The sequence below is a fragment of the Nitrospira sp. CMX1 genome (assembly GCF_054902215.1).
Genome location: NZ_JBUBKD010000011.1, coordinates 1 through 12,665 on the forward strand (window position 1 = coordinate 1; position 12,665 = coordinate 12,665).

Consider the following 12,665-nt stretch of genomic DNA (forward strand, 5'->3'; position numbering starts at 1 on the left):
GGGCGCGTGAGTGGTTGGTACGGTGAGGCCTTGAGCGAGGCGAGAACACCGCCGGCAGTCTTTTTCAACATCCTGCTAGAATCCGCTCTCCCTGATCAAGGTGGCCGCCACCTGATCCCATGCTCGTTTCGCGATACTCGACGGTTGGCCCTCAATCTGCACATGGCCGGGGAGGATTTGGTCGGGATGGGTCGTGGCATCATCCAGACGCAGCCGCACTCGATAGACCGAAACCTCCGGTTTGAGCCGTCCCTTGTCGTCCTTTCTCACGGGGATATCCCCGCCATACAATGAGGCCAGGTACGGCACCAGAAACTCGCGCTCGTCCACCTCGGCAACTTGTGAGACATGCGCTTCGACCGACGGCCTCGTGAGATCGAGCGGGATAAACCGCGCCGGTTGCCCGACCTCGACATACGCAAGTTCGTCCACTGGAACAAAACTTTCAATCTCCGCCTGCCGATCGTCCACCAGATAGGCAATGGGCACTTTCTGGTTAATCCATCGTCCTGCCGTCAGTGAATCGGCTCGATCCCGCACAATCCCGGCAATCGGAGCTTTCAAGGTCAAATTGTCTCGTTTGGCCTCCAACCCCTTCAGTTCCGCAAGCCCCGCTCGGAGTGATTCTGCAATCACCTGCCGCTGATCACGATCTTGTCCATAGCCGGCCATCCGCCCAAGCCGATAGTCCCATTTTTCGACTTTTGTTTCGGCTAACCGTACTTCCTTGTCCAACGACGGATTCTCGAGGATGACCAGCGCATCGCCTTCCTTGACGGATTGACCGTCACGCACCAAGACCTGCTGCAGCCGGCCCGGCGTCGGCGCAAAGATGGTCGCATAGGAGGAGGCTTGCAGCACCGCAGGCAGCGAGATACTGGTGTGCAAGGGGATCACTGTCAATGCCGACACTGCCGCCAGACAGGCCGTGCTGACCCACGCGCGTGGCGATCCAGCGTACAGCATCCGGCTATTCCACCACACGGTCAGCTCCCGATAAATCGGCATGGCGATGAACCAGACGATCTCGACCAAGAAGAGGATGATGCCCAACGCTTTGAAAAAGTAGTGATAGACCATCACGGCGATGCCGGTGAATAAGATGAGACGGTAGAGCCAGATCGACCAGGCGTACGCCACCATGGTGTACTGCACTCGCTGAGAGACGATCTCCGGCGGTCCACTATGTCGACCAAACAGCATGCACCGTAATCGCCATTGCCCGAAGGCAAAGGCCCGATCTTGCAGATTCGGCAGGCCCAATCCATCCGCCAGTACATAGTAGCCGTCGAACCGCATGAGCGGATTCAGATTCACGGCGAGACTCATCGCCAGACTGGTCGTGGCCACAATGAATGCAATGCTTCGTAACGTCCCTTCCGGGAGGAATCCCCAGGAAATGAGCGCCAGTGCCGCCAACCCCAATTCGGCGATGACTCCGCCGGCCGCGATGAGGAGACGCTTCCGCTTGGATGTCAGACGGTACGAATCGGTCACATCCGAGTACACTACCGGCATCATCACCATGAATGCGACGCCCATGGTCGGCACACGGCACCCAAATCGCGTGGCCGTGTAAGCATGACCTAATTCATGCACCACTTTCACCGCTCCGAGCGACAGGCTGTAGAGGATGGCTCCACGCCAACTGAAGAAATAGAGAAAGGTCGAGACAAACGTGTCCCATTGACGCCCCACGAGGATCAACCCAAACAGTCCCAGGGCACCGAAGGTCCAGCCAGCCGCCCTCGTGTAGAACGGCTCCACGAACGGGAGGGTCGCCTTGAGGAAATTATGCGGGTGGCACAGTGGAATCTTGATGAACAAATAGTGGTGGACCAACCACATCAGCCAATTGTGTTCTCCGGCCTGGGCTTGGCTCTGATAGTCTGTGTGTTTGCCGCTGGCTGATTGTTCCGTGAGATTGTTGGTGTAAAGAAACTTCACGAGGTCTTCGACATCCGCCATGGACGTGTGACAGGTCGTCTCCTGCGTCATCGCTGCATGGAGCTTTTCGATCGTCCCGGCGTTCCATCGCTGGATCATCTGGTAGACGGGCCATTCGATCTGAAAATAGCGGTTGCGAACCGGATCGACGATGGTCCAGGTGGGCATCCCGTCAGGCGTGGGAGTCCCGCGGTTGAATTGCAGCTGAGGCCGGAGGGTCGGCAGTTTCCGTTCTTGTGGCTTGGCAACCGGAGGCCCGGGCGTCATCATCGTTCACCAGCCCATCCATTGCCGAAGGGCGGTCAACGGACGGCGCAACAGCAGATAGGCCAATGGTCCCTGTTCGCCGTAGATCTTGGCCGTGCCTTGCCATCCGATGCGGATGCGTGGATCCGGCTCGGTGAGCTTCGCCGTAACCCGATACGCCAGCACATCACCCGGCAAGACCTCGGCGTTGTAACTGGCATGGACCACGGTCGCCGGAAAGGATTCCAAGGCAAGAGCATTGAGAAAGACAAGGGCTTCGGCCCCTTCTTTGAGCACAATGGCATCGGCCACCGGTAGATCGATGCGCAGTTCGATCTGTTTGGGATTGGCAATCTCCATGATCCGCTCGCCGACGGTGACCGGCCGGCCGATCCAATCGGACTTGTCCGAATAGAGCAGCAGACCCGCCTGTGGAGCGACGACTTCGACCTGATCCAGCATTTCCTTTGCGTATTGCAGCTCGGTTTGCCGAAGATCGACCTCCGCTTCCTTGAGCGGTACTTCGGCCTTCCGCTGTGGATCGCCGAACCCCGCTTGGATCGACTGACTCTGCTCCGCCCGTGCGACGGTCAACTGTTTTTCCGCGACGAGAAACTGATTACGGAGGGTGGTGTCTTCGTATCGAAAGAGCGCCGTTCCGGCTTGCACCATTTGATTGGGATGGACGAGTACGTCGGCGATCACTCCCTCAATAGGCGCGCTCACGACGACCGGATCTTTCGCCATGACTTTGACCGGAGCTACCGTCGAGATCCTGATCGGGAAACAGAGTGCGACGACGATGACAATGGGAATCAACCACCAGGTCGGTTTCTTGACCTTCTTCGACCAGCTCTGTTCCTTTTTTGAGAGCGCCTTCCACGCGTAGGCATAGCTCCCGGCCAGCCGATGGACGATGGCGATATCGTTTTCTTGCCAGGCGAAATCCCGCTCGAACCACCAGACTCCAAGGACCGTTTCGTCCGGATGCTGCAACGGGCACCAAAACACATGCCCCTTCACAAACTCCCGCCAGCCGCTCCGAAGCGAGTCCGGCAGCAACTCTTCTGTGACCACCATGGGTTGTTTCTTGCTCTCTTCCGTCTGAAAGAGCGCCTGTACCGCTTGTTCAAGCCACACGATCATCGGTGCATGCCGATCGACCACAGCCACGCTGGAGGCATTGAGCACTTGGCAGGACTCCTTCTCCGAGCCGGACGGACTCAGGAGAAACGCATGCTCGTAGGGAATGAGTCGTCGCGTTTCATTGACGGACAGGAACTGCAACTCTTGAACCGTCTTTGCCGCACGAATCTGACCCTCCAGATGCGTGAGCGCCGCAAGATGGATCAGCGTCGGGATCTGCTGTGCAGTCGGTTCGGCCGTCGTCGCCATCGCTAGGGTTGCCCCACAAATTGCGCGGACCCGCTCATCCCACTCAGAACATCTTTCGGGAGCGTGTCGAATACTCCGGTCACCTTCACGGTCTGACTCGCGGCATCGACCGCCGCACCGATTTCCTTGACCCTGGCCGAATAGCCCTGGCCCGTCTCATCCACGATGAAGGTAAAACGTGCCTGCTTCTTGAGCCACGTGAGCGCCATGGACGGCAAGACCAGCTCAATCTCTAGGCTCGTATCGTCCAACACACTCAGCAGTTTATCGTTGGGAAACACATTCTCGTGCTCATGCACCATCACATCGACGATACGTCCGGCAAAGGGCGCAGCCAGGTGGCACCCACGCACATTGATCTCCGCGATTCGCCTCGCGGCACCGGCTTTCTTGGCATCCGCCTCCGAGACCTCCAGGTCCAGCGTACTGACCGCGTTGAGCTTGGCGAGTTCCTTATTGTTCTGAAACGTCTTGCTCTTGCCTTCGTGCTCCGCCGCCGCCGCCGTCAATTCGGCTTGGTATTTGTCACATTCCAGCTGGACGAGTGTCGCCCCTTTGACGAATCGCTGCCCTTCTTTGTATGGAACCTGATTGACGCGCCCCTGAATCTGGGCGTACAGCACGGCCTGTGAGACCGCCTTGACAATGCCACGAGCCACTCCGGATTCCTGCTTGGTGCCCTGAACCGATCGATCTCCCCTCGACCACCCCGTCGCAGGAGCACCCATCGACGCCACGGTCAGGAGCAGAGCGACGACCGCACTAGTGCGCCACCGGTGTCGCATGAGACTCTGTTCTCCTTTCTCCGTCCGACATGGTGAACCCGCTGGATTCCCAGTATTTCCTGATCGATTCCGCCAGTTGCACCACATCTTGTTCGGCCATACTGACAGGAACAGCTTCCTCTCCCACGGAGGCCATCAACGTGGCATAGGCCGTTTCCAGTCCGGCTCGCGCCGTGTCCAAACGGACATCGGCAGCGACATCGTTGGCTCGTTCCCGAATCAGGGTGAGATCGTTCGTGCGCCGCGTCAGCCACAGATTCTTGGTCTGTTCCACAATCGCGGTTTGCGTCTGTTGGTAGTTTCTTGCATCCTGATATTCTTGCTTGGCCAGTACGAACTGCGTCGCGCCGACATGGACCTCTGTCAAAATGGACAAACTGAGGGCCAGGCTTTGGACATCCAACATGTGCCCGTTTGCTTCGATTGCCTTGAGTTTAGCCGGTGTGCGGAACACCGACAGCAAGTTCCAACTGGCCTGGGCGGCATAGCTGATCCAATTTTGATACAACAGGAAACTGTTACTGTTGTAGTAGCCACCGAACGAGAGTTTCAGGCTCGGAAACAATTCCAGAAATACGGCCTTGGCTTCCTTTGCGTTGATCCGCTTCTTATAGTCGAGGGCGCGCAACTCCGGTCTGAGCAAGAGGGCCTGCTCTTCCATCTTCTGACTATCCAAGTCGACCACCGGGATGGCGGTTTCTCTGGGTGGTACGACCAGATCAAACGGCGTTCCGGGCGGTAACCCCATCATGGAGGCCAGTTGCGTCTTGGCCGTACTGAGTTCCCGGAACAGTCTCCGCACTTCACGCTGAATATTGAGCAAGTCTCGCTGGTAATTGAGAGGCGTCAACGGCGCCTGCAGTTTCTCGCCGATGATCTGCTTGGTACTCTCCAATGCTTTACTGACCGAGTTGTCCAAGAGCTGAATTCTCGGAAGCACCCGTTCAGCGCTCACGGCCCGCCAATAGGCCCCCCTGATGTCCTGTATCAACCGCACCGCCAGGCGCCGCTTTTCTTCTTCCGCGATCATGACATTGTCCGCGGCCTGCAGCGCCCGCACAAACGACAATCCGAAATCCAGCACATCCCAACTTAATGCGAGATTGCCGGACACCACGTTTTTTTCAGATGAGGTGAACGGTTCGACCGCCTGGCGTCCCGTGAGGATCGATTGCCCTACTCCGCCGGCATAATTATTCCGTCCATCAAATCCGGCGTTGGCAGCGACTTGAGGGAGCAACGAATAGTGCGCCACGTTCAACTGCTGATGCGCGAGCTGGACTTGAATGGCTTTGGCCTTCGCGTCCAGGTTGTACTTGACCGCCCGTGCCATCGCCTCATACAAATCGATCGGGCCAGCAACCGGCTCTTGAACGGCAGAGATGGCGAGAAAGTCTTTCACGGCCCGAGTGCGAATCTCTCCGGTCTCCATCGGACGTGGCTTGATCAGACAACCACTCATCGTGAGCAGTGTCATCGCGGTTGCGACGGTCACAATGGCTGTGCGCACCACTCGTGGCCGCCCCACCTGTAACAGACGGATCGCTAGCACATAGCCCTCCCGTCAGATCAGAGTGCTTTGCAATACCGATATCGGTTCAGCCTATGAGGAACTTGATCGAACTGAGGAGAATGAGCTCAAACTATGATGAAACAAAGCGCAACTGTTCAAAACTGAACTCAACCGGGAAGAAACGACTCTGTCTCATCACACCATAAGACACTCCATCCTGAGCTCATCCTCGCCATGAGAACCAGAGACACACGAGTTGGCAGGTTGTTCAGTCCGGAATATGGTTCAGCCGCCCTGCCCGTCCCTCTTCCGGGTTACTCCCTTGGTGTCTACCTGTTCCCCTGTCGCTTGGCTACCCTTCTTCTAACAGGTGCCTGCTGCTTCAACCCTTCAACCAGGAGAATGACCATGAGCTGCTCACGTTGTCAGGGACTGATGGTGAGGGATCACTTCTTAGACTTTGACGGCACCGTTGGACATATGTGGGTCAACGGCTTTCGGTGCATGAATTGCGGCAATGTTCATGACCCGGTCATTGAGCAGCATCGCCGGACAAGGCCTGAACCGATGCCGACCGTCTCGACCAGCGCACTGGGCCATAGTGAGGACGAGTTTGATGGTGATATGGGCACGTATCCCGTCATGCGACAAGCGGCGTGACCGTGATCGATAAAAACGCCGCTGAATCAATCTGCACTTTTATCCATCTGGTCACGAAGAGGGCGACATGGCCTCCATATTGATCGTCGATGATGACGATTCAGTCAGAACGCTCGTGCGGCACATCCTTGAGGAAGCCGGGCATCAGATCCGAGAGGCCACAAACGGTCATGCCGGGCTCACGCGCTATCGCGAGCAGCCCGCCGATCTCGTGATCACCGATATCTTGATGCCGGAACGAGACGGGATGGAGGTGGCCCTCGCCTTGACTCGGGAATTCTTAGATGCCAGAGTCATTGCCATGACCGGCGCAACGGGCGACCAGAACTTTTTGAATGTGGCGAAACTCTTTGGTGCAAGGCGAGTGATTCAGAAACCGTTTTCTCCTACGGATCTCCTTCGCGCCGTGCACTTCACGCTCAGTCATTAGCGGGCCGATCTCACACGAAAGGGCACATGCGCGAATCGCGCTCACAGGTTGCGCCGCTTCCCCCTTACCGGATCGTGGGGCGAGATGCGAGTGACGGCAACAGCGACCCAACGATCATCCCGACTCCTGCCACCACAAATCCCACCAGTTGTGGAGGCCACACATCGGTCGGTTGGCTCACCAGTTCCAACAACAACCAACTCACGAGCCCGGCAACAATGGCACAACAGGCTCCCTGCGCCGTGGCTCGTTTCCAATAGAGCCCTGCAAACAGTGGGATAAACGCCGCCACCAACGTCACTTTGTAGGTACTCACCACGAGCTTGTAGATGGACGCATCGGACCACAGTGCGATCACCAATACCAGCGCGGCAAACCCCACCAAGACGACGCGCATCAGGCGCAGGAACTCCGAGTCGTTCACCTGGCCAAACAGTGGCCTGAGCACATTCTCACTGAGCGCCACTGACGGCGCAAGCAATGTCGCACTTGAGCAGCTCATCACCGCCGACAACAGTGCCCCGAAGAAGATCACCTGCGCAGCCACCGGCGTATGTTGCACAATCAATGTCGGCAATACGAGCTGAGAATCCTGCTCCAACAAGGCCCCAAACTTGGCAGGATCCACCAGCGTAGCCGAATACGCCAGAAACATCGGAACGAAGCAGAACACAAAATAGAGTCCGGCTCCCAATAGCGCCCCCCGCACGGCGGTCTGCTCGTTCTTCGCCGAAGTAATTCGCTGAAAAACATCCTGCTGTGGGATCGATCCAAGCATCATGGTCATCCACGCGCCCAGAAAAGGAATCCACTCCGCGAGTATCGCCGGTGGAAAGAGATCCAGCTTACCGGCCGCCGCTGCATGGGAGATCACCGCAGGCACCCCACCTGCCAGATCCCCGACGATGGTGGCAATATAGAGGAGCCCTCCCATGATCACAGAAATTTGGACAAAATCGAGAATGGCGACCGAAAACATCCCTCCAAAGGTCGTATAGGTCAGCACGATCACTGCGCCGATCATGATCCCAACCGATTGACTCACACCGCCCTCTGTCACCACATTCAAGACCAGCCCCAGCACCTTGAATTGAGCCGCGACCCACCCCACGTATGAGGCGACGATACAGAGCGTACAAAGGACCTCGACCGTGCGGTTGTACCGATAGCGATAGTAGTCTCCGACGGTCAGCATGTTGAGGCGATACAACCGCGGAGCGAAAAACAGCCCGGCCAGTATTAAACACATGCTGGACCCAAATGGATCGGCCACGACACCGCGAAGCCCCTCTTTGACGAACGTCGCAGAGATTCCCAATACGGCTTCAGCACCGAACCACGTCGCAAACACGGTGGCCGTCACCACCGCCAAAGGCAGACTTCTCCCGGCCACGGCAAAGTCTTTGGAATTCTGCACGCGTGTCGCGGCGAAGAGTCCGATACCGACTGACAGCAGCAGATAGAGGATGACGAACCAGAGGACCACCTGCGCAGGATAAAGCGATCGGCGCGAGCAATCAATCAGCATTCGGAATCTCGCCGAACCCAAGAGTGCCGCTATCGGCATCACCAGAAGGCAGGACTCAAGGCGAGGGGAGGAATAAGTCGGGGTAACGCCATAGAGCGCAACTTACCGACCGAAGGGATGAACGATCAGGAGACTTGGGATCAGGGGAAATCTCTTGCGGGACAGAACTCTGCTGGCTGACGTGTTCTTACTTCAGACCTAGACTGGCGGATCTTCTCATCGGGGGTTCGAATGCCCAGTATCGAGAGACGCCGAGTAAGAGGCGACAGCCGACCAGAAAGAGATTCCCCCGTGACTCAACAGGCAGGATCTTGGTCCACTGCACTTCATAGAGATTCACGGCATATTCACACCGAGTCTGAGGAACATGGAGTTCCAGCAGTTGCTGATTTCGCGGACGGGTGCCCATTAAGACGAGTATCCCGCGCTCACTGCAGTCCAGACTGTACACCTCACCCTGTTCGATCTCGACCCGCCCACCATCAATTGATTCACAGAGGCCATAGACACAGACCTTCGACTCATGAACCCGTACCTCCCGCCGGCGATCGGACAGCGGGCCATCCGAGTCTTCGCTGGTCTCGTCTGAAACGACTGTCATGTTCAGCTCTCTCATATGAGTCCTCCCTCGATGCAGGAACGATTGCCTTGGATCATCAGTACTCCCACATTCTTGCTCTGGTCCTCATCACCAGCTGACAATTGTACTAAGCAAGTGTCATACCTACGTAACGCCGGTAGAGTCCCCACAGTAATACCACTTGAGAATCATTGGGATCCTTTGTTTTTTTCAAGTGGCTGGCATTGCAAAACGAAGGGAAATGGCTTCACCCTTCCAGTGGAGTATTTTCGGATCTATTGGACTCCATTGAACAATTTCACATGAATGAAAAATCATTCACAGTCATCCGGGTCATCGCAGATGAAAAGGCCACCGGTTGTCGCGTAAAGTCGCGCACCATCGCGGATAGTCTCTGGCGTTGTTTCAATCATTCGCGTCTGGAACGCTAGAACAGGCTGATAGCTCACAGCAGCTTTTCCACACGAATGCCAAGGAGACGAATCAGTTGGCGATGTGGGTTCTCACGACGGTCGAGGAACGGCATGAGCAGCCTCAAGACCTCTCGACGCAACGTTGCCATATCGCCGGCCGGTTCAGCCATCGTATGGGCACGTGACGTGGTTTTGAAATCGGCGAATCGGACGGTCAGCACTACCGTTCGAAATGACCGAAATCCCTCCTGCCGTAATCGATCCATCACCCCCTTGCCGAGAAGTTCCAGCTCATCAAGCAGCCGCCGACTGTCGAGCGTATCGGCTTCGAAGGTGTGCTGCTCACCGATGGACTTCATCTCGACACTGTCCTCAAGCGGAGCGGTATCGCGTCCTCGAATTTTTTCATAGAAATCCACACCTCGCTTCCCAAGCACATCCTCGAGTTGCGAGACCGTCAACGATCGCATATCCTGAACAAGCTTGAGCCCTTGCTTCACAAGCAAACCTTCCGTCTTAGGGCCAATACCAGGAATTGCCCGCAGCGGAAGTGGGGCAAGAAACGACTCGGCTTCCGCTTCGGCAACGATGGTCAGCCCGTCCGGCTTTGACATCCCCGATGCAATCTTGGCGATCAGTTTGTTCGGCCCAATACCAACGGAGGCTGTCAGTCGTGATTTCGTGCGGATCGCGGTCTTCAACTCACGACAGAGCGATCCCGCCGCGCCATAAGACTCCGTAAAACTCAGATCGCCGTATGTTTCATCGATACTTGCCTGCTCCACGACGGGAATGAATCGCCTGACAATACCCATAATTTCATCTGAGACACGCGCGTACTTGGGCATATCGACCGAAACAAAGGCCACCGGCGGCTTCCCAGCCCGACGTGCCGCCTCGGACAACCTCCACGCCACGGAAATTGGTGTGGCAGAATGAATCCCGTAGGCACGTGCGAGATAATTCGACGTAGACACCACTCCGCGCCCCCTGCCACCCTGTGGATCTGCCCCAACGACAAGCGGAACATCCCGAAGGGCTGGCGTATCCCGTTCCTCGATCGCCGCGAAGAATGCATCCATATCTAAATGGGCAATAATCCGAACCATCTTTCCTTCCAGCCCTCCTCGGTTCTTCTCGCGCATCCTACCGCCATTAACGAGTACTGATCACTGTCATAGCGGAAGTCCGGCTATTTTCCCCGTAGCTTTTTGCAATGGGTCTGACGTACAATTTCCGTCCAGCGTACACCTAGGCCGCTAACGAAAGGGACCTTCCGTGGCTATCCGCTGGTTTAACTTAATCGGATTTGCGATGTTGTTCTGTGCCCTCTTCTTCAACGAGGTCGTGTACCTCAACGTATGGTACAACTTCAATCTTTTCACGATATTTCCAGCGATCATTTATCTGGCCATCGCACTCTGGCTTTCCTTATGGGGAGGATCGAGGTACCAGGAAGCGTGACAAGATCGGACCAGACATGACCTTGGGAACCGGAATGGAATGTTGGAGATCACCGCACCATTTAGTTAGGCAGGAGTTCATTTTCATAGGAGAGGCCCAATAGCTGGGCACATCCCATCACTGAAAGGAGCTAACCCATGGGCATGAGTTTTATCAATTGGATTGGGTTTGTGATGTTGATCCTAGCTCTCTTGCTGAACGAGCTATTCCTTGGAATGAACGCATGGTATGACCTCAACATTGGGGCCATTATCGTGGGGGTCATCTACCTGGTGGTTGGAGTCTCATTGTCGCTCTGGCCGAATCCCAGTGACTCAACCACCTGATCTGTATCCGACTTCCAGCTTGCTGGTAGTCTCACAAACGAGTGAGACAGATTGACCTTCTCACCTCCCTGATGATTGGGTGGTGTGCACCCCACCGGCAATTGGAGGGTATGCGCAGAACCGGTATGTTCCCGCCAGTCTGTTTAGGCAGTTCGTAGAGTGCTACTACCTCACCCCGTTTCACCACTTAACCTTGCTCTTCCTCATGAGAAAGCAGGACTTGTCCTGCGACACTGCAATACCAGGCCGGACGCTGTCGGCTCAGCCCCTCTGGACCGCGCATCTTGCGAAGTGTGATGCGCCTCGGCCAACGGTTTCAGATTTTTGGCTTTGCCCACCTCATCTTGAGACTTTGAGCCTAAGTTCTTTTGAACGAAGGAGCGAATGATGGGTAACGAATATTGTTGTAGCCACGCGTCAGTGGTTGTAAAAGACGCGTTCGTCAGTCGATGAGGGATAGATTCTATCGCAACCTCGAAAGGGTTGATCTCCCCATATGAATCCACTACCATCCCATTGAATGAGAGCCAGGGCAACGATTCCGTACAACCCAAGTGAGGAAAGCACGGCCGTGCCGGTACGGTCCCACGGCTTCCCAACCACCTGAACCAGTCATCACCACCTAATCCCCAACCAGAGGAGGAGAATCATGGCAGACAAACAGTACAAACAACTCGGCTGTCTGGATGTGCAACCATCCGGGGGCTGCGGGTTTCAGGTACGAGCTGAAACAGAGGCGGAACTGATGCAGCTCGTCACCGCTCACGCGAAGCAATGCCATAAGTTAGACTCGATCCCACCGGAGATGGCAGCAAAAGTTCAGGCCGCAGTGCAAACTGTGACCGTCAAGGTCTAAGCGCAACCGGGAGACCTCCCCCTGTACAGTCTGGCAGCGGGGAGGCCTCCGTGTGCTACATTCGCCTCTCGGAGAAAGGAGCTCGTATGGGATGGAAAGGACTAGTCGCTCTTCTAGGGCTGTTTCTGTTGAGCACGACCGGATGCAGTTACCTGTTTTATCCCCATGCAAAGGAGTTTACCGCAAAGGCGAAAGGGGCGACCGGAGTCGAAACACTGATCAACCTCACGGAGATGGCGGAAACTACCGCACAGAAAGCAAAAGGCGGCAAGGGGGTCGACCAGCCATTCGACGATCTCCACAACCAGTTCCATGCCATCGACAACAGTATCTGCTGCGTCGAGAAATCGGTGCAAGAACAACCCGCCTATGCACTGGCCGTGACGCACAACAAAGAACTCAAAACCATCTTCCGTCGACTCTGGAAATTCAAGGACGATCAACCTCAGAGAGATCAGCACCTCGATCTCTTCGTGTCCGAACTCCAAGAAATGCGTCAGACCCTACAAACCCTGAGGTAAC

Annotated in this window: 12 protein-coding genes; 5 read left to right on the plus strand and 7 right to left on the minus strand. The window is 56.0% G+C overall.

Going from position 1 to position 12,665, the window contains the following annotated elements; all coding sequences use genetic code 11:
• Positions 1-75: 75 nt before the first annotated feature.
• Genes ACYX34_RS01930 through ACYX34_RS01945 form a run of 4 tightly spaced genes read right to left on the minus strand, consistent with a single transcriptional unit; the run spans position 76 to position 5,925 of the window.
• Positions 76-2,217 carry an HlyD family efflux transporter periplasmic adaptor subunit gene (locus tag ACYX34_RS01930; protein WP_462074866.1) on the minus strand — a complete coding sequence of 714 codons (2,142 nt, stop codon included), beginning with the start codon at positions 2,215-2,217 and terminating at the stop codon, positions 76-78.
• Positions 2,218-2,220: 3 nt separating this feature from the next.
• Positions 2,221-3,588: an efflux RND transporter periplasmic adaptor subunit gene (locus tag ACYX34_RS01935; RefSeq protein ID WP_462074867.1), complete on the minus strand. Its 1,368-nt coding sequence runs from the start codon at positions 3,586-3,588 to the stop codon at positions 2,221-2,223.
• A 2-nt stretch (positions 3,589-3,590) separates the two neighbouring features.
• Positions 3,591-4,373: an efflux RND transporter periplasmic adaptor subunit gene (locus ACYX34_RS01940; RefSeq protein WP_462074868.1), complete on the minus strand. Its 783-nt coding sequence runs from the start codon at positions 4,371-4,373 to the stop codon at positions 3,591-3,593.
• Positions 4,351-5,925, minus strand: a complete 1,575-nt coding sequence (locus ACYX34_RS01945; RefSeq protein WP_462074869.1) for a TolC family protein — start codon at positions 5,923-5,925, stop codon at positions 4,351-4,353. Before ACYX34_RS01945 ends, ACYX34_RS01940 begins: the two co-directional genes overlap by 23 nt.
• Positions 5,926-6,294: 369 nt before the next feature.
• Between ACYX34_RS01945 and ACYX34_RS01950 the strand changes: the two genes are divergently transcribed.
• Positions 6,295-6,546 carry a hypothetical protein gene (locus ACYX34_RS01950; RefSeq protein ID WP_462074870.1) on the plus strand — a complete coding sequence of 84 codons (252 nt, stop codon included), beginning with the start codon at positions 6,295-6,297 and terminating at the stop codon, positions 6,544-6,546.
• Positions 6,547-6,613: 67 nt separating this feature from the next.
• Positions 6,614-6,976 carry a response regulator gene (locus ACYX34_RS01955; protein WP_462074871.1) on the plus strand — a complete coding sequence of 121 codons (363 nt, stop codon included), beginning with the start codon at positions 6,614-6,616 and terminating at the stop codon, positions 6,974-6,976.
• Between the two features lie 64 nt (positions 6,977-7,040).
• Here ACYX34_RS01955 and ACYX34_RS01960 read toward each other — a convergent pair whose 3' ends face one another.
• From ACYX34_RS01960 to dinB, 3 genes are all read right to left on the minus strand, one after another.
• Complete coding sequence (locus ACYX34_RS01960) at positions 7,041-8,462, minus strand: high affinity choline transporter 1 (RefSeq protein WP_462075183.1); 1,422 nt, start codon at positions 8,460-8,462, stop codon at positions 7,041-7,043.
• A gap of 229 nt (positions 8,463-8,691) precedes the next feature.
• A complete protein-coding gene (locus tag ACYX34_RS01965) occupies positions 8,692-9,120 on the minus strand; it encodes a hypothetical protein (protein ID WP_462074872.1) in 429 nt (142 codons plus the stop codon).
• A gap of 409 nt (positions 9,121-9,529) precedes the next feature.
• Positions 9,530-10,606, minus strand: coding sequence for a DNA polymerase IV (dinB, locus tag ACYX34_RS01970; protein WP_462074873.1), 1,077 nt, complete (start codon positions 10,604-10,606; stop codon positions 9,530-9,532).
• Between the two features lie 492 nt (positions 10,607-11,098).
• Here dinB and ACYX34_RS01975 point away from each other — a divergent pair, with 492 nt between their 5' ends.
• The 3 genes from ACYX34_RS01975 to ACYX34_RS01985 all read left to right on the plus strand — a co-directional run bounded on the left by ACYX34_RS01975 (position 11,099) and on the right by ACYX34_RS01985 (position 12,664).
• Complete coding sequence (locus tag ACYX34_RS01975; RefSeq protein ID WP_462074874.1) at positions 11,099-11,287, plus strand: hypothetical protein; 189 nt, start codon at positions 11,099-11,101, stop codon at positions 11,285-11,287.
• Positions 11,288-11,936: 649 nt separating this feature from the next.
• Positions 11,937-12,143: a DUF1059 domain-containing protein gene (locus ACYX34_RS01980; protein ID WP_462074875.1), complete on the plus strand. Its 207-nt coding sequence runs from the start codon at positions 11,937-11,939 to the stop codon at positions 12,141-12,143.
• Positions 12,144-12,229: 86 nt separating this feature from the next.
• The gene (locus tag ACYX34_RS01985) at positions 12,230-12,664 is read left to right on the plus strand and encodes a hypothetical protein (protein WP_462074876.1); all 435 of its coding nucleotides are present in this window, start codon (positions 12,230-12,232) and stop codon (positions 12,662-12,664) included.
• Position 12,665: the final 1 nt, after the last annotated feature.